17 protein-coding genes and 1 other RNA gene are annotated in these 15,983 nt (G+C 66.2%); 8 read left to right on the top strand and 10 right to left on the bottom strand.

Annotated elements, in window-relative coordinates:
- Window positions 1-217 precede the first annotated feature (217 nt).
- The 5 genes from J7396_RS17005 to J7396_RS16985 are packed head-to-tail and all read left to right on the top strand — an operon-like array spanning window position 218 to window position 5,113.
- Window positions 218-1,417: a beta-ketoacyl-[acyl-carrier-protein] synthase family protein gene (locus tag J7396_RS17005; protein ID WP_057681279.1), complete on the top strand. Its 1,200-nt coding sequence runs from the start codon at window positions 218-220 to the stop codon at window positions 1,415-1,417.
- Complete coding sequence (locus tag J7396_RS17000) at window positions 1,417-2,190, top strand: beta-ketoacyl synthase chain length factor (RefSeq protein ID WP_014091382.1); 774 nt, start codon at window positions 1,417-1,419, stop codon at window positions 2,188-2,190. The genes J7396_RS17005 and J7396_RS17000 overlap by 1 nt, the downstream gene beginning before the upstream one ends.
- Window positions 2,187-3,008 carry a glycosyltransferase family 2 protein gene (locus J7396_RS16995; protein ID WP_031424756.1) on the top strand — a complete coding sequence of 274 codons (822 nt, stop codon included), beginning with the start codon at window positions 2,187-2,189 and terminating at the stop codon, window positions 3,006-3,008. Before J7396_RS17000 ends, J7396_RS16995 begins: the two co-directional genes overlap by 4 nt.
- Window positions 3,005-4,627 carry an NAD(P)/FAD-dependent oxidoreductase gene (locus J7396_RS16990; RefSeq protein WP_209261780.1) on the top strand — a complete coding sequence of 541 codons (1,623 nt, stop codon included), beginning with the start codon at window positions 3,005-3,007 and terminating at the stop codon, window positions 4,625-4,627. The genes J7396_RS16995 and J7396_RS16990 overlap by 4 nt, the downstream gene beginning before the upstream one ends.
- Window positions 4,628-4,651: 24 nt before the next feature.
- On the top strand, window positions 4,652-5,113 hold the full coding sequence (locus J7396_RS16985; RefSeq protein WP_031424760.1) for a hypothetical protein: 462 nt from the start codon (window positions 4,652-4,654) through the stop codon (window positions 5,111-5,113).
- A gap of 3 nt (window positions 5,114-5,116) precedes the next feature.
- Here J7396_RS16985 and J7396_RS16980 read toward each other — a convergent pair.
- Together J7396_RS16980 and fabG are read right to left on the bottom strand one after the other, a co-directional pair.
- Window positions 5,117-5,192: non-coding RNA, sX9 sRNA (locus tag J7396_RS16980), on the bottom strand.
- A 61-nt stretch (window positions 5,193-5,253) separates the two neighbouring features.
- Complete coding sequence (fabG, locus tag J7396_RS16975; protein ID WP_209261779.1) at window positions 5,254-5,985, bottom strand: 3-oxoacyl-ACP reductase FabG; 732 nt, start codon at window positions 5,983-5,985, stop codon at window positions 5,254-5,256.
- Window positions 5,986-6,167: 182 nt separating this feature from the next.
- Here fabG and J7396_RS16970 point away from each other — a divergent pair, with 182 nt between their 5' ends.
- Window positions 6,168-6,707, top strand: coding sequence for a hypothetical protein (locus J7396_RS16970; protein ID WP_008571166.1), 540 nt, complete (start codon window positions 6,168-6,170; stop codon window positions 6,705-6,707).
- A 9-nt stretch (window positions 6,708-6,716) separates the two neighbouring features.
- Here J7396_RS16970 and J7396_RS16965 read toward each other — a convergent pair whose 3' ends face one another.
- The 8 genes from J7396_RS16965 to xanC all read right to left on the bottom strand — a co-directional run bounded on the left by J7396_RS16965 (window position 6,717) and on the right by xanC (window position 13,274).
- Window positions 6,717-7,148, bottom strand: a complete 432-nt coding sequence (locus J7396_RS16965; protein ID WP_209261778.1) for a phosphotransferase — start codon at window positions 7,146-7,148, stop codon at window positions 6,717-6,719.
- Window positions 7,135-9,501, bottom strand: a complete 2,367-nt coding sequence (locus J7396_RS16960; RefSeq protein WP_209261777.1) for an MMPL family transporter — start codon at window positions 9,499-9,501, stop codon at window positions 7,135-7,137. Before J7396_RS16960 ends, J7396_RS16965 begins: the two co-directional genes overlap by 14 nt.
- Before the next feature lie 138 nt (window positions 9,502-9,639).
- Window positions 9,640-10,287, bottom strand: a complete 648-nt coding sequence (locus J7396_RS16955; RefSeq protein WP_033837365.1) for a LolA-related protein — start codon at window positions 10,285-10,287, stop codon at window positions 9,640-9,642.
- Window positions 10,211-11,185 (bottom strand): acyltransferase, encoded by a 975-nt coding sequence (locus J7396_RS16950; RefSeq protein WP_008571161.1) that lies wholly within the window; start codon window positions 11,183-11,185, stop codon window positions 10,211-10,213. Before J7396_RS16950 ends, J7396_RS16955 begins: the two co-directional genes overlap by 77 nt.
- Complete coding sequence (locus tag J7396_RS16945) at window positions 11,182-11,409, bottom strand: hypothetical protein (RefSeq protein ID WP_223866257.1); 228 nt, start codon at window positions 11,407-11,409, stop codon at window positions 11,182-11,184. Before J7396_RS16945 ends, J7396_RS16950 begins: the two co-directional genes overlap by 4 nt.
- Before the next feature lie 71 nt (window positions 11,410-11,480).
- Complete coding sequence (locus J7396_RS16940; protein WP_008571158.1) at window positions 11,481-12,230, bottom strand: lysophospholipid acyltransferase family protein; 750 nt, start codon at window positions 12,228-12,230, stop codon at window positions 11,481-11,483.
- Window positions 12,231-12,283: 53 nt separating this feature from the next.
- Window positions 12,284-12,967, bottom strand: a complete 684-nt coding sequence (locus tag J7396_RS16935) for a hypothetical protein (protein WP_008571156.1) — start codon at window positions 12,965-12,967, stop codon at window positions 12,284-12,286.
- 37 nt (window positions 12,968-13,004) lie between these two features.
- Window positions 13,005-13,274: a xanthomonadin biosynthesis acyl carrier protein XanC gene (gene xanC / locus J7396_RS16930; RefSeq protein ID WP_005914783.1), complete on the bottom strand. Its 270-nt coding sequence runs from the start codon at window positions 13,272-13,274 to the stop codon at window positions 13,005-13,007.
- Between the two features lie 304 nt (window positions 13,275-13,578).
- Here xanC and J7396_RS16925 point away from each other — a divergent pair, with 304 nt between their 5' ends.
- Together J7396_RS16925 and J7396_RS16920 are read left to right on the top strand one after the other, a co-directional pair.
- Window positions 13,579-14,928 (top strand): NAD(P)/FAD-dependent oxidoreductase, encoded by a 1,350-nt coding sequence (locus J7396_RS16925; protein WP_029820685.1) that lies wholly within the window; start codon window positions 13,579-13,581, stop codon window positions 14,926-14,928.
- Window positions 14,925-15,932, top strand: coding sequence for a hypothetical protein (locus J7396_RS16920; RefSeq protein WP_057681222.1), 1,008 nt, complete (start codon window positions 14,925-14,927; stop codon window positions 15,930-15,932). The genes J7396_RS16925 and J7396_RS16920 overlap by 4 nt, the downstream gene beginning before the upstream one ends.
- Window positions 15,933-15,983: the final 51 nt, after the last annotated feature.

The following is a 15,983-nucleotide window of genomic DNA, read 5'->3' as shown; positions in this document are numbered from 1 at the left end:
GCGCGTGGTCGCGCTCGGAAGAGAGATGTGTCGCGTCGATTGTGTCGCAATTGCCGCGACGGCGAAAGCGCGGCCTGTGCGAAAAATCCCAGCCGCGTCAGCGACATGACGGTGACGTTCAGTTGCGCCGTCCACGGGACCCACGCGCGCCATCGATATACTGACCGCACTTTTTGCCAGCCAGACCATCGTGAGCCAAGCGCAGCATTCGTCCCAGATGGCCCCGGTTGCCGTCACCGCGTTCACTTCCACCACCGCACTCGGTGCCGGGCTTGCCGCCCAGGCCGCCGCGTTGACCGCCCGACGCAGCGGCCTGCGTCGCAACGATTTCGGCCCGCAACCGCTGCTGCCCTGCTGGGTCGGGCGCGTCGATGGCGTTGAAGAGGTTGTGCTGCCCGATTCTCTGCACGCGTGGGATTGCCGCAACAACCGCCTGGCCTGGCTGGCCCTGCAGCAGGACGGGATGGCGCAGGCCGTGCAGGCCGCCGCGCAGCGCTACGGCGCCGAGCGGGTAGCGGTGATCATCGGCACCTCCACCTCCAGCATCGGCGCCAGCGAAGAAGCGTATACGCGGCTGGTCGACGACGCCGACGGCGCGCGCTTCCCCGAGGATCTGAATCGCCCGATCGTGCACACCCCGCATTCGCTGGGCGACTTCGTGCAGCACGCCACCGGCCTGCGTGGCCCGTGCGTGACCGTGGCCACGGCCTGTTCGTCCAGCGCCAAGGTGTTCGCCCAGGCGGCGCGGCTGATGGAGGCCGGTGTGATCGACGCGGCGCTGGTCGGCGGCGTGGACACCTTGTGCGGCAGCGTGCTGTTCGGCTTCAACTCGTTGCAGGTGGTGGCGCCGGAAATGTGCCAGCCGTTCGACGCGCGCCGGGTCGGCCTGAGCCTGGGCGAGGCCGGCGGATTTGCGCTGCTCGAACGCCCGGCCGCCGCACCGGATGCCGCGCTGCGGCTGTACGGCTACGGCGAATCCAGCGACGCGCACCATATGTCGGCGCCGCATCCGCAAGGGCTGGGCGCGCAGCTGGCGATGCGCGGTGCGCTCGACCGCGCCGGTCTGGAGCCGGCCGCAGTGGGCTATCTGAATCTGCACGGCACCGCCACGCCGGCCAACGACAGCGTGGAAGCCGCCGCCGTGGCAGCGATCTTCCCCGGCACCTTGCACGCCAGTTCGACCAAGGCCTGGACCGGCCACACCCTGGGCGCGGCCGGCATCGTCGAATCGGTGATCGCACTGCTCGCGCTGCGCGACGAGGTGCTGCCCGGCACGCTCAACAGCGACATCCCCGACCCGGCCTGTGGCCCGCAAATCCGCTTCGACAACGCCCATGCCCGCATCGATTACGCCATGAACAACTCCTTCGGCTTTGGCGGCAACAACTGTTCGCTGCTGTTCGGGCGGGCCCGCTGATGCTGACCGCGACCATCGAAGGGATCGGCTTCTGGACCCAGGGTCTGCCCAACTGGGACGCTGCCAGCGCCTTCGCGCGCGGCGGCGCCCTGCAGGAAACCCCCGCCCGCCCGGCGCCGCAGCTGCTGGCCGCCAACGAACGCCGGCGTGCGCCGGATACGGTGGCCGTGTCGCTGGAAGCCGCGCTGGCCGCCTGTAACGCCGCAGGCCGCGACCCGGCCAGCCTGCCGTCGATCTTTACCTCGACCTACGGCGACCTGGCCATCTCCGACTACATGTGCACCACGCTGGCCAGCGATCCGTTGGCGATTTCGCCAACCAAGTTCCACAACTCGGTGCACAACGCCGCCGCCGGCTACTGGACCATCGGCGCCGGTGCGATGACCCCGGCCACGGCGATGAGCGCCAGCCTGGGCAGCTTTGCGCAGGGCCTGCTGGAAGCGCTGGTGCAACGCGCTGCCGGCGCCCAGGCCGTGCTGCTGGCCAGCTACGACGCCCGCTCGGTCGGGCCGCTCGGGCGCGTCGCCCCCAGCCAGGGGCTGCTGGGTAGCGCGCTGGTGCTGGGCGCCCCCGGCCAGGCCGGCAAGCCGCAGCTGCACGCACATCTGGACGACGGCGCGCCCTCGCCCGGCGATGGCGCGCTGGCGCGCCACATCGCCGGCAATGCAATGGCGCCGATGCTGCCGCTGCTGGACCTGTTGGCCGGCAATGGCGGCAGCGTGGCGCTGTATGCCACGCCGGGCCGGGTGCTGCGCGTGGAGGTCCGGCAATGAGCCGGCAACCGCTGAGCCGCGAGGACACCGCCATCCTGGTGCCGGCCTTGAACGAGGCGCTGCGCATCCGCGAAGTGGTCACCGACGCGCTGACCTATTGCGCGCACGTCATCGTGATCGACGACGGCTCCGACGACGGCACCGCCGAGTGCATCGCCGGCATGCCGGTCACGCTGATCCGTCACCCGCAGCGCATGGGCAAGGGCGCGGCACTGCGCAGTGGCTTTGCCGAAGCACAGCGGCTTGGCATGCGCGCGGTGATGACCATGGACGGCGATGGCCAGCACAAGGCGGCCGATTTCCCGCGCCTGCTGGCCGCCGCCAACCGCCACCCAGGCTGCGTGATCATCGGTGCGCGCATGCGCAAGCGCGCCGCCCAGCCCACCATCCGCCGCATCGGCAATGATTTCGGCGACTGGGGCATTGCCTGGGGGTGCGGCTTCGGCCTGATCGACAGCCAAAGCGGCCAACGCTTGTATCCGGCCTCGGTGTTCACCCTGCCCAACGTGCCCGGCGAGGGCTTCGTGTTCGAAGCGCAGCTGCTGATTTCGGCCGCACGCCAGGCTGGCGCGCGCGTGGTCGCCGTGCCGATCGAGACCCGCTACGCCGGTACCTCGCCGGGCACCTTCCGCAAGAGCCATTTCCGGCTGGTGCGCGACCTGTGGAATATCACCTCGCACGTGGTCAAACAGGTCTGGGCATACGGCCATGTGTGGCGCGAATATCGCCGCGTGCGCGCCAACCCGGTGATCGTTGACGATCCCGATGGCGAATTTGCTACTGTCCCCGCGGTCACCAAGAGCAATCACTCCTCATGAATGCACAGCGCGCCGATGTCGTGATCACCGGGGGCGGCCTGGCTGGCCTGAGCCTGGCCCTGCAACTGAAGCAGCGCGATCCGCAGCTTGCCATCACCGTGCTGGAACGGCGCGCGCATCCGGTCCGCGAGGCCGCGTTCAAGGTCGGCGAATCCACGGTGGAAATCGGCGCGCATTATTTTGCCGACGTACTGGGCCTGCGCGAGCATCTGGAGACCGAGCAGATCCGCAAGTTCGGTTTCCGGTTCTTCTTCTCCGACCAACGCCACGACATCGACCGCTGCACCGAACTGGGCGTGAGCAAAATCCTGCCCACGCCGTCGTGGCAGATCGACCGCGGCCGCTTCGAAAATTTTCTGGGCGAACGCGCGCGTGCACAGGGCATTGCCTTCATCGACAGCTGCAGCGTCAAGGGCGTGGACCTGTCCGAAGACGACAGCGACCACGCCGTGCGCTTCGAACGCGACGGCACGCTAGGCACGCTGGGTGCGCGCTGGGTGGTGGATGCCAGCGGACGTGCCGGCCTGCTCAAGCGCAAGCTCGGCCTGGCGCAGGACAACGAGCACAACGCCAATGCAGTGTGGTGGCGCGTGGAAGGCCTGATCGACCCCAACGGCTGGTCGCAGGACAGCAGCTGGCTGCAACGCTGCACGCCGCCGGACCGCTGGCGTTCGACCAATCACATGTGCGGGCCCGGCTACTGGTTCTGGCTGATCCCACTGTCGTCGGGTGCGCATTCGCTGGGCATCGTCTGCGATGCAGACCTGCATCCGCTGGAGAGCATGAACACCCACGAGAAGGCGATGAACTGGCTGCGCACGCATCAGCCGCAGGTGGCCGCCACGCTCGACCAGGCCGATTACCGGCTGCAGGACTTTCTGTTCCTGCGCAACTTCTCGTATGGCTGCAAGCAGGTGTTCTCGTCGCAGCGCTGGGCACTGACCGGCGAAGCGGGCGTATTCCTGGACCCGTTCTATTCGCCGGGCAGCGACTTCATCGCCATCTCCAACACCTACATCTGCGAATTGATCGGCCGCGACCGCGCCGGCAAGTCGCTCAGCCCGTACGTGGAGCTGTACCAGCAGCTGTATTTCTCGTTCTACGAAAACACGCTGACGCTGTATCAGGATCAGTACGCGCTGTTCGGCGACGAGCAGGTCATGCCGGTCAAGGTGATCTGGGATTACACCTATTACTGGTCGTTGCTGGCACCGCTGTTCTGCAGCGGTCGCATCGCCCATCTCAGCCTGCTCTCGCGCATGAAGAACGACTTCCTGCACGCGCGCGACATGAACCTGGCAATGCAGCAGGTGCTGCATGCATGGGGCGTGCGCAATACCGCCCAGGGCATCGCCGCCGGTAGCGGACGGCTGCTGGACCAATACCTGATCGGCTGGTTCAACGAACTCAATGGCGCCTTGAACGACACACTCGACGATGATGCGTTTGTCGCACGCATCCACGGCAATGTCGCGCAGATGGCGGTCCTGGCGCGCGAGATCCTGCAACAGGCACGTCAACGCTACCCCGACCTCCCGGACTACGGCCTGGAGGCATTGACTGCCGGTGCCAACGGCGAAGCGATTCTTACCGCAACCTGGTACGCCGACGCGGCGTGAGGCCTACAGAATTAGGTGTGCGCCATGAAACTTACCTGTTTCGCTATATCGATTGCGCTTAGCACACCGACTTATGCTGCGGAGATTGCCTCATGCTCAAATCCCGCAGGAAAAGGCTACTACGCCGAAACAGGCATCATCACGGCAAAAGACAGCGGCTGGAACGATGAAAGGATCACAGGCGGTCTGACCAAGCTCTCAAAGCAGGGGGACGATTACGATCTGATTTATGTAGATGTTCGCCAGGAGATAGTGTCAGCTCGTGAGGAAGGAGCACGGATAATGCTTCTGAGCCGAGGCATCAGTTCGTTATCCGTTCTGGTTGTTTATCCAGGGAAGACGGCCGAGGTTTACACCTTTCTCAAGACATCCTCAGGAAAGCTGGAATACATCCACACGCTTAGTCGTGCTGGTGATGAGGTCCTCATTACCAAGGCATCCGTGATGCGCGGGGAATGTCGCTACATCAACTTCGATGCAATTTAGGGCGGCTACCAAAACGTAGCGAGCAGTCGCCAGGTGGGCGTGGACGGCGCACAGGAACCGGAGTGTACGAGTTGTACATGAGGATTCCGAGCACCGGCCGCGCCCGCCTGGCGGCTGCGCAGTAGTTTTGGTAGTCGCCCTCAGCCCATCCCACCATTGACGCCGATCACCTGGCCATTGATGTAACCGGCCGCGTCCGAGCACAAAAAGGCGACCAGCGCGGCCACTTCATCGGGCTTGCCGACGCGGCCGGCCGGCACCAATTGCTTGATCACCTCCGGCGCGAAACTGTCGCCAACCATGTCGCTATCGATCACACCCGGCGCGACCACATTCACTGCGATACCGCGGCTGGCCATTTCGCGCGAGAGCGACTTGCTGGCGCCGTGCAACGCCGCCTTGGCGGCGGCGTAGTTGGTCTGCCCGCGGTTACCCAGCACGGCCGCCACCGACGACACGCTGACGATGCGGCCCCAACGCGTGCGCGCCATCGGCAGCAGCAACGGCTGGGTGACATTGAAAAAACCGTGCAGCGACACGTCGATGACGCGGTGCCACTGCTCGGCATTCATGCCTGCCATCGGCGCGTCGTCATGGATGCCCGCGTTGTTGACCACGATCTGGATCGGGCCAGCGTCCAGCAAGCTCTCCAGCGCCGCCGAACTTGCCTGCGCGTCGGCCACATCGAAGGCCACTGCCTGTGCGCTGCCGCCATCGGCCACGATCGCGGCAACCACCTCGTCCGCACGCGCCAGGTTGCGGTTGGCGTGCACGATGACATGCCGGCCCTGCGCAGCCAGGTGGCGGCAGATCGCACCGCCAAGATCGCCGCTGCCGCCGGTAACAAGTGCGCGTCTTGCAGCTGAGTTCATAAGCCACGAACCATATGAGCAGATAAGGAGCGTTATCGTAGATCAAGCTGCCCGTTGAAGGACGGACTCTTGGTACTTCTCGCGTATTTGCCTGACCATGCCGCAAATCCGATCGCTGCCGCTTGAGCGCTTTCGAATCCGGCTGGTAGCTTTCGAACACGGGCGGCGATGAACGAAACGAGATGAATGCAGTGAACTTGGCGGGCCTTGGCAAGCAAGGCGAGGACGCGATGAATGCATGGCTGCAGCTGCATGGCTTCAGCTATGTGGCCATTTGCCAAGCGCCGGACACCTTCGCGCCGTTGTTCGGCACAGCGGTCAAACGGCCGGATTTCCTGCTGCTGCTGGAGTCGATCGGCTTGATCGCCATCGACGTCAAGAACCGCAACAGGTACAAGAAAACCTGTTACAGCCTGCCCTATGAGGATGAACTCAGACGCGCGGTGGCGTTTGAGCGGCTGTTCCGCATTCCGGTCTGGTACGCCTATTTCAATCGCGAAGACGCTGGCCAGTCCTTCCATTGGATCAGCGCCTTGAAGGCACTCGAAGTCGGCGAGATCAAGACGCCGCACGATGGCAGTGCGGAATTCCTGTCGATCGGTCTGGAGCATTTCGAGCATCTGCACAGCGGCAGTGACATCGCGCGGCTGTATGCGCACCGCCTGCCCGGCGTCGGCAATCTGAGCGCGCTCATCGCGGCGAAGACACCCGTCAATCCCTGAGCGCAGGCCTCAGGCGGCACCCAGCATCACGGTGGCGCGTCCTTCGGCAAGCAATTGCTCGCCATGGGTCAGGCGAAAACTGTATTGCTGGCTGTCGTCGCCCTGCATCAACACCTGCGCCTGGCAGTGGATCGCATCCGGCAAGGTGTCCAGATACACCACGTGCAATTCCACGCTACGCAGCGCGACCAGCATGCCCGGGCGTACCGGCATGCCGGATTGGCGACCCAGCAATCCGCCATGCACGGCCATGGCCTGCGCGCCGTACTCGCACAGATGCAGCGCGCGCAAACGCCCGTTGCACCGCAGCGGATGCGTATCGCTGCGGTGTGCGTGACTGCGCAGCACAATGCGCAGTGCATCCCACTCAATCACTTCTTCCCACAGGCACATGCTGCCCTGGTGCGGAATCAGCGCAGCGATTGCGTCACGTCCCTGCATGCGGCTCTCCGTTCGCGGTGCGTTCCAGCGCCGGTTCGCGCGACACCAGCAAGGCCAGAATGAAATTGAACAACACGCCCAGCGCCACCGTGCTGCCGATGGCACGCAAGACCGGGATACTGGAAGCGGCCAACAGCGCAAACACCAGCAGTGTCATCAGGCTGCAGACGATCAACGCGTGCAGCGTGCGCAGCTGGTCGGCGTGATCGTCGCCGGCATGATCGAAGAACAGCGCGTAATCCAGGCCCAGACCGGCGGCCAGGATCAGCGCGATCAGATGGAACAGATTGAGCTCCACCCCGGTGCCGCGCAGGATCGCCAGGATCAGCACCGTGGTCAGCGCCATCGGTAGCAGCACCCGCACGATGCGGCGCGGGCTGCGCAATGCAATCGCCACGGTCACCGCCAGCAACAAGGCAGCCAGGACCAGCGCACCGAGCACGCGTCCGCGGTAGGCGGCCACCAGCGATTCGGAGGCGTCCTTCAGATCCAGCAATTGCGCGCCGCTGCCCTGCACGGCGGCCGCCAACACCGCCGGATCGCGCAGGCCGGTCAACGACACCAATGCGGTGCTGCGATCGCCACGGCCGAGCAGCAGGCCACCGACCGACGTGGCCAGCGGCGAGCCGCTCAGATCCTTCGGCAGCAGCGGTGCGGCGCGCTTGGCGGCGTCCAGATCCTGCAGGAACGGCGCAAACGCATCGCTGCGGAATGGCGTGGTGGCCACGGCGCGCTCGGTCAGCGCGCGCGCCTGGGCGGCATCGGGCAATGCGGCCTGTCGCGCACGCTGGGTCTTGGCACTGGGCAGATAGCGTGCCGCCATGTCGTAACCGAGCAACGCACCATCGCGCACCAGCGCATCCAGACGCGGGCGCAACTGCTCGCTGGCCTGCAACGCCGCTTCATCGCTGGCTGCCGGCAGCGCCAGCACGTAACGCACATCCGGCGCGCCCAGCTCCTGACGCAGATGGGTGTCCTGCGCCAAGGCCTTGGGTGGCACCGGGGTCAGCTTCGACAGATCGTTCTGCCAGAATTGCCCGGGCGCGAACACGATCACCGCAATGCCGATCACGGCCATCACCGCCAGGCTGATGCGTGGCCGCGGCAGGCGCGCAATGCCACGCCACAGCACCGCCAGCAGGCGCGAGTCCGCGTAGTCGCGCGGGGCCGGGTCGATCAAGGCCGGCAACAGCCAGCGCGTGGTGACCGCGGCGGTGGCAAGTCCGGCGATGGTGAACACCGCCAACTGCCGCAGGCCGTCCACGCCGGAAAACAGGAAGGTCACATAGGCAATGCAGGTAGAGACCACGCCGGTGGCCAACGTCGGCCACAGGTGCCGTGCGTTCTCGCGCGGATCCAGACCGGGGCGCTGATGACTGAACAGGTGGATCGGGTAATCCTGCACCACGCCGATCAGCGTGAAGCCGAATGCCACGGTGATGCCATGCAAGCCGTCGAACAGCAGCGCCACCGCACCCAGGCCGGCCAGACCGGCGCTGGCCAGCGGCAACACGCCAAGCACCGGAATCTTCCAGCTGCGGTAGGCCACCAGCAGCAGCAACACCAGGCCTACCGTATCCAGCGTGCCGATCCACTGCGCCTCGCCCTGCGTGCGCGCGGTGATTTCCACCGCGAATGCGCCCGGCCCGGTCAGCGTCAGCCGGGTGGCGGTGCCCTTGCTGACCTTCGCGAACGCCGCTTGCACGGCGTCATAGGCCAGTTGCTGGCCGGTGGGGTCGAAGCCGGCCGCGCGGGTCTGCACGATCAACAGCGCCGACGTGCCGGCGCGATCGAACCACACGTCATTGCGCGTGCGCGGCATCGCTGCCGGCTGCAGGGTTTCGGCCAGATGCAGGATTTCCATCGTGGGGTCGCGCGGCAACAACGGCTCCACCATGGCCGCTGCCGGCGAGCCCAGATCCTGCACGCGCGCCTGAAACGCCGCTTCCAGCGTCGCCGCGTCGAGCGGGGTCTTGTCGAAGCTGTCGCTGAGCAGATAGCGGTATGGCAGCAAGCGCTTGGGAATCGCCTCCAACCCGGCATTGCCGCCGTTGCTGACCAGTTCGAACAACGCCGGCTGCGCGGACAGCGCCTGGTGCAGTTGCTGCGACTGCTCGGCCAAGGTGACCGGATCGTTGTTGGACAACGCCATCAGCAGCAACCGCGATCCAGGGCCTTCGCCGAGTTCTTCGATCAGCAGTTTTTGCGCCGGCGTGCGCGGGGCGGGCATGAACTTGCGCAAGTCCCCAGTGACCTTGAGCGTCTCGCTCAACCAGAAGCCAGCCACTGCCAGCAAGGCCAGCCAAAACAGCGCCAGGCCGATGCGGCGGTTTGCGTTCAATTCAAGCGCCATGGCATGCATATCCTGCTGCAGCGGCCGAACGCCCGCCGGCCGCACGCGCGACATCGGTCGTTATTGGCAACGTGCGCGTTTCAGCTGCGAAGGGTGTGATGTGTTTAGAGACGACCGGCGCAACCATCCCGCGCGCGGTCACGCGCCCGAACCGTGGCAGAGCGCGGTCAGCGCGGCGGCATCGGTCACGCCGGCGGCCGCGCGCGCGGCACCGGCCAGCAGGGTGCGCTGCATGTCGCCCTTGGCGGGCACGCTTTCGATACACCGCAGTTCGTCGTTGCCTCCGTACAGGCGCAATTCGTGCACCTGCTTGGCCACGGCAGCATCCTTGGGCTGCAGCGTCAGCTGCCAGGCCTGCGGCTGGCCCTGCCCACTGACGCGGTAGTGCTGCTCCAGCAGCGCGCGGTCGCCGGACAGCAACGCGCCGAAGCCGGACTTCAAACCGGCCAGCTCGGGCACGCGGCTCAACGAGAAACGGCGTGGCGATTTGCCTTCGCGTTCCAGCACGCCTTCGTCGCCGGTCAGCGTGGTGGTTTCGTGGTACGGCGCACTGACCTCGCGCACCAGCGTCTGCGCGTCCGGGCGACGGTAGTGTCCTTCCACGCGCAACGGCGTCTTCAGCAAGGCCGAGCCGCGCAATTCGACGAATTCGGTGCTGACCGGTGCGGGGCGCGCCAGGCGCTGCAGCACCTGCCCGACGTCCAGCGTCTCAGGCGGTGCGGCGCATAGCGGTGCGGCGCTGAACAGCAGTATCAGCATCCACGGCAGGGTGCGGCACATCGGCATGGTGGGTGTTCCAGAAATCGTAGAAGTTGAACCAGTTGTACGGCGCGTAGCAGGTGTAATGTTCCAGCCTGGCAGCGTAATCGCGCATGAGTACCGCAAGCACCGGGGCGCGCTGACGACGCGGCACGTCCAGGCCTTCGCTGAAGGTTTCGAACGCCAGCTCGTAGTGATTGCCGCCGTGATACAGGCCGAACGCCAGCACCACCGGCACCTTGAGCGCCGCGGCGATCAACCACGGCGAGGTCGGGAACATCGCATTGCGGCCCAGGAACATCGCCGGCAGCGCCGGGTCGCCTTCGCGCGGACGATCGATCAGCAGCGCCACCAGCGCACCGGCATCGGTGGCTTCCTTGATCGCCATGACGATCGAGGTCGCATCCATGCCGGCGTCGATGATGTTGGCGGCCAGCTGCGGGTTGAGCGCCCCCAGCAGGTCGGTCATGGCGCGGTTGTGCGCCTTGTCCAGCACCACCTTGACCTGCACGTCCGGGCGCTCGGTGGCCAGCACGCGCAGCGCATCGAAGCTGCCCAGGTGCGAGCCGAAGATCAGCACGCCGCGGCCGCGGTCCATTTGCGTGTGCAGTTGATCCAGGCCGGTGATGTCCACGCGGAAACGCTGCATCTGCCCGCACAGCATGTACACCCGGTCCAGGATGGTCGAGGCGAAGGTATGGATGTGCCGCGCCACATCGCGCAGCGTGGCCGGGCGGCCCAGCACCCGCGCCAGGTAGGCACGCGAGGCGGCGCGCTCGGGGCCACGCACCAGCAGGAAGTACAGCGTGATCGGATACAGCAGCGCACGCCCCACCGCACGTCCGGCGTGCCGTGCAATGCCGCGGATCAGCCACAACGCAAAGCGCCCGCCACCTTCCGGACGCTGTTTCCAGTGCTTGCTCATGCCGCCGCCTCGGCCACCAGTTCGCCGCTGACCAGCAACGCCTCGGCGCGCTGCACGCGGAAGCGCCAGCGCGGGCCATCGCCTTCCAGCGTGACCGACGCGGTCTGGCCGGGCAGCAAGGGCTGCACGAATTTCACCTGCGGCAGGCGCATGGCCGCGCGCGGACCATGCAGGGCTTCCACCGCCTGCAGCACATGGTCGAGCACGACTACGCCAGGCACCACGGGACGGCCCGGGAAATGTCCGGGCAGGCAGGGATGATCATGCGGCACAACGAAATCCATAAGCGCAGAACTCAGATCCTGGGTTGAAGCATTGCAGCCACGGCCTTGTGTGCCTGCTCGGTCAATTGTTGGCGATCGGGCGCATCCGGCCCGGTCACCGCGATCGGCGCACCGATCCGCACGCGGATGATGCCCGGCCTCACCCTGAACAGGCCATCGACCGGCAAGACCTTGCCGCAGCCATCCAGCGCCACCGGCACCACCTGCACGCCAGCATCGATAGCGGCCTGCAGTAGCCCGGCCTTGAATGGCAATAATGCGCCGGTACGGCTGCGGGTGCCTTCGGGAAACAGACACAACTGTTTGCCCTCGCGCAGCAATGCGGCCGCCTGGCGCCGCACCAGCGCCCCTGCCCTGCGGCTGTCGCGGTCCAGAAACAGCATGCCGGCGGCGCGCGCATACCAGTTCACGAACGGCACCTTGCGCATTTCTTCCTTGAGTAAAAAGCGCAGCGGCACCGGCAAGGCATGGAACAGCGCGCAAATGTCGATGATCGACTGGTGGTTGCTCACGAACAGATAGTTCTTGGACCAATCCACCCGCTCGCGCCCTTCCACGATGACGGTGGCGCCCGCACCGCGGAACAGCACCGGCGCCCACATCCAGCTGCCCATGCGCAGCAGGCGGTCGGCATCGCGCGTGATCGCCAGCGATGCCAATGCGTAGACGATCCCGCCAGCGGTAAAGGCCAGCGTGAACGCCAATTGCAACAGGTTGAACACAGCCCACGCCAGGCGCGACGGCATCCTTGCCAACGGCATTTTTGTCTTGTCCCCGAAAATATGCACGTCCGTCGCTGCCCCAGGCCACGCACTCAGCGCAGCAGATCGCGCCAGAAATCCGGCCCAAGCCGCGCCATCTGACGCAAGAAGTCTGGCAGATTACGATAGGGGCGCTGTGGAAACCAGCGGCCACGCAATAGATATTCCCCAACGAAGAAGCCGCCAATCACCCCATAGGCGAGCAGGTTGGCGAACAACGAGGCGCGCGCGTCGCTGATCGGCAGCGGCGAGGCATGACCCAGCTGCGCGAGCACGCCGCTGGGCTCGGCGCACAGACCCAGCACCAGATTGGCCAGGGTCAGACCGCACAGCAGCACTGCCCAGGCCAGCGTGAGGCGGCGCGTATAGCGGCGTTGTTCGGGCGTGATCAGCATGCCGGCCTGGCCGTACAGGCCCTCGACGATGCGCGTGATCAGCGGCGTGCGTCCGGCCCGCAGGCTGCGCCCGAAAAACCAGGCCACCCAACCGGTAAATACCACCGGCGGCGCCGCCAGCACCAACATCGCATACGGCGAATGCCACAGCGCGCCCAGCCCGGCAAGCAGCAACAGCGCCAACGCCCAGGCCCAGGGCCGGCGCGCAACCATCGGTTCGATCAACACCATCAGCACCAGCAAACCACCGGCGATGACGGCCAATTCCGGGCGGTGACTGGCATTGGCCCAATGCGCCAACGGCGAATACGCCACCGCCAGCAGAACGCCCAGCCCCAGCACCCACGCGGGTGCGTCGGGGGATGGCGCAGTTGGCAGATCAGACGGTCTTGTTGGCTTGGACATGCGCCGACAGTGCGCGCAGCGACGCGAAGATGCGACGGTTTTCGTCGTTGTCAGAGCGCAGCTGGAAGCCGTAGCGCTTGCTGATCGCCAGCGCCAGTTCCAGGGCGTCGATCGAGTCCAGCCCCAGCCCGGTATTGAACAGCGGCGCCTCCGGATCGATGTCGGCGGGTTGGACGTCTTCCAGGTTCAGACTTTCGACCAGGAGTTCGGCCAGTTCACGTTCGGCAGCGGTTTGCGAGGACATCCAGGATTTCCACAGGTCAGGGTCGGGCAACAAGAGTGAGAACAAGCAGGAGCAGCGCGGACGAGCATCGGCATGCATGAGCGTCGCGCCGGGCCGTAGTGTACGTTGCCGCCGCTGCCAATCCGAGCATCTGCCGCGCGGCTGGCCGGTGCCTGCACGTGACTGCCGGTCGTTCTTCACATATGAATCGGCGGGCCGCAAGCTGGCCGGGCCGCCGGTCAGGCTATCATGACTGCATGACGCTCGCCCGCCGCAGGTTCGTTGCAGGATGACTTCCACCGCTGTTCGCCTTACCCCGACCGCCATGCCGGCAGCCGGGCCGGCTCCCGGACCGGAGTGTCCGGATGTCCTGATCGTCGGCGGCGGCCCGGCTGGCTGCACCGCGGCCATCGCACTTGCCGAGCTCGGTTGGTCCGTGACCCTGCTCGAGAAGGCGCAGCACCCGCGCTTTCATATCGGCGAGTCCTTGCTGCCGATGAACATGCCGATTCTTGAACGCCTCGGCGTGCTGGAAGACGTGCGCGCCATCGGCGTGCTGAAGCGTGGGGCGGATTTTCCCAACGACAGCGGCGGCTACAACACGTTCCGTTTCTCCCACGCGCTCGATGCCAAGGCCGATTTCGCCTTCCAGGTGCCACGTGCGCAATTCGACCACGTGCTGTTCCAGCGTGCGCGTGCGGTGGGCGTGGATGCACGCGAGCAGGTCTGCGTGGAGCAGGTCGCATTCGACGGCGAACAACCGGTGCTGCAGGCACGCACGGCAGACGGTGGCGTGCAGCAGTTCCGCCCGCGCTATCTGCTCGATGCCAGCGGCCGCGACACCTTTCTGGGCAACCGCCTCAAGCTCAAACGCGCCAATGCAACGCATCAGTCGGCCGCGGTGTTCAGCCATTTCCGCGGCGTGACGCGACGCCCGGGCGAGGATGCCGGCAACATCAGCATCTACCGGCATGCGCACGGCTGGATGTGGCTGATTCCGCTGCCGGACGACATCATGAGCGTGGGCGCGGTCTGCTACCCGGAGTACATGAAGACCCGCAAGGGCGACAGCGAGGGCTTCTTGATGCGCACGCTGGCGCTCAATGCCGAGCTCAACGCGCGCATGCTCGGCGCCGAGCGCGTGGCGCCGGTGCATGCCACCGGCAATTACGCCTACGAATGCACGCGCATGGCCGGGCCGCGCTGGTTGATGCTGGGCGATGCCTACACTTTCGTCGACCCGATGTTTTCCTCTGGCGTGTTCCTGGCCATGCACAGCGCCGAACGTGGCGCGGCGATGGTGGATGCGGCACTGCGCGCACCGCAGTCGGAGGCGAAACTGCAGCGTGCCCTGCAGCGCGAACTGACGCGCGGTGTGGATGAATTCAAGTGGTTCATCTATCGCTTCACTTCGCCCACCATGCGCGCCTTGTTCGCGCACCCGCAAAACACCTGGCAGGTGGAACAGGCGGTGGTGGCAATGCTGGCCGGCGATGTCTTCGACGCCCCCAAAGTCCGCATCCGCCTGCGCGCCTTTCGCGCCCTGTACGCACTCACCACCTTGTCGATGATGCCGCGCGCCTGGCAGTCGTGGCGCCATCGCCGGCGTCAGGCCAAGCTCGGCTTCGACGGCGACACCTTGCAATGCGACACGCAACAACGAGACGCTCAATGACCGCTTCCCAGGCCCAGACCACGCACGCCGTGCGCCATCCCCGGCTGCAGGTCGACTATGTCGACCAGACCGACCCTGCCGTGCTGCTGACCGACCCGCAGGTGCTGGCCGTGTTCGGCTTCGGCGATGCGGCGCCGCGCCTGCACGACCCGCGTTATCTGCGCGTGCCGCTGCAGCCGTACCAGGCCAGCGTGCTGGAAGTCTGGCGCACCGATGCGCCGGTGCGCAGCGGCCGCGATGGCAACATCGCCTGGTCCAGCGATGGGCACCTGCAGTTCGGCGTGATCGAGATCGACGAGCAGGATGTCGATATCGAAGAAGCCGCTGCCAGGGCATATGCGGAAATCACCGCCTTCGTCAGCAACGGCCAGACGCCGCGGTTGCTGCGGATCTGGAATTACCTCGACGCCATCACCCTGGGCAGCGGCGATCGCGAACGTTACCGGCAGTTCTGCGTGGGCCGTGCACGCGGGTTGGGCGCATTCGACACCGCGCAGTTGCCGGCGGCCACCGCCGTGGGCCGTTGCGATGCCGAGCGCATCATCCAGATCTACTGGCTGGCCGCCACCAATGCCGGCACGCCGCTGGAAAACCCGCGCCAGGTCAGTGCCTACCATTACCCGCGCCAGTACGGCCCGCAGCCGCCCAGTTTCGCCCGTGCCATGCTGCCACCGGCCGGCAGCGACATGCCGCTGCTGCTGTCAGGCACCGCTGCGGTGGTGGGCCACGCCTCGATGCATACCGGCCAATTGCTGGCGCAGCTGGAAGAAACCTTCGCCAACTTCGACGCCCTGCTCGGCGCCGCGCGTCAGCATGCACCGGCGTTACCGGCGCAGTTCGGCGCCGGCACCCGCCTGAAAGTCTATGTGCGCGAGCGCGACGACCTGCCCCGGGTTGCGCAGGCACTGGATGCCCGCTTCGGCGATGCGGTCCCGCGCCTGCTGCTGCACGCCGTGATCTGCCGCGATGAGCTGGCGGTGGAGATCGATGGGGTGCATGGGTGATGCCACGTGCCGCGGAGGCCATCTGCGGCGATCGATCGAGCAGCGCCCACG

The sequence above is a fragment of the Xanthomonas sp. A1809 genome, assembly GCF_017746015.1.
GTDB lineage: Bacteria > Pseudomonadota > Gammaproteobacteria > Xanthomonadales > Xanthomonadaceae > Xanthomonas > Xanthomonas euvesicatoria.
This window is presented reverse-complemented; position numbering and strand designations above follow the sequence as displayed.

Excerpts from the sequence above, each read along its gene's own strand:
- J7396_RS16920 (WP_057681222.1), top strand. The coding sequence starts at position 14,925 with ATGACCGCTTCCCAGGCCCAGACCACGCACGCCGTGCGCCATCCCCGG.
- J7396_RS16965 (WP_209261778.1), bottom strand. The coding sequence starts at position 7,148 with ATGCAGGGACGTGACGCAATCGCTGCGCTGATTCCGCACCAGGGCAGC.
- J7396_RS16955 (WP_033837365.1), bottom strand. The coding sequence starts at position 10,287 with ATGCCGATGTGCCGCACCCTGCCGTGGATGCTGATACTGCTGTTCAGC.
- J7396_RS16970 (WP_008571166.1), top strand. The coding sequence starts at position 6,168 with ATGAATGCAGTGAACTTGGCGGGCCTTGGCAAGCAAGGCGAGGACGCG.
- J7396_RS17000 (WP_014091382.1), top strand. The coding sequence starts at position 1,417 with ATGCTGACCGCGACCATCGAAGGGATCGGCTTCTGGACCCAGGGTCTG.
- J7396_RS16940 (WP_008571158.1), bottom strand. The coding sequence starts at position 12,230 with ATGCCGTTGGCAAGGATGCCGTCGCGCCTGGCGTGGGCTGTGTTCAAC.
- J7396_RS16960 (WP_209261777.1), bottom strand. The coding sequence starts at position 9,501 with ATGGCGCTTGAATTGAACGCAAACCGCCGCATCGGCCTGGCGCTGTTT.
- J7396_RS16950 (WP_008571161.1), bottom strand. The coding sequence starts at position 11,185 with ATGAGCAAGCACTGGAAACAGCGTCCGGAAGGTGGCGGGCGCTTTGCG.
- J7396_RS16990 (WP_209261780.1), top strand. The coding sequence starts at position 3,005 with ATGAATGCACAGCGCGCCGATGTCGTGATCACCGGGGGCGGCCTGGCT.
- J7396_RS16995 (WP_031424756.1), top strand. The coding sequence starts at position 2,187 with ATGAGCCGGCAACCGCTGAGCCGCGAGGACACCGCCATCCTGGTGCCG.
- fabG (WP_209261779.1), bottom strand. The coding sequence starts at position 5,985 with ATGAACTCAGCTGCAAGACGCGCACTTGTTACCGGCGGCAGCGGCGAT.
- J7396_RS16985 (WP_031424760.1), top strand. The coding sequence starts at position 4,652 with ATGAAACTTACCTGTTTCGCTATATCGATTGCGCTTAGCACACCGACT.
- J7396_RS16925 (WP_029820685.1), top strand. The coding sequence starts at position 13,579 with ATGCCGGCAGCCGGGCCGGCTCCCGGACCGGAGTGTCCGGATGTCCTG.
- J7396_RS17005 (WP_057681279.1), top strand. The coding sequence starts at position 218 with ATGGCCCCGGTTGCCGTCACCGCGTTCACTTCCACCACCGCACTCGGT.
- xanC (WP_005914783.1), bottom strand. The coding sequence starts at position 13,274 with ATGTCCTCGCAAACCGCTGCCGAACGTGAACTGGCCGAACTCCTGGTC.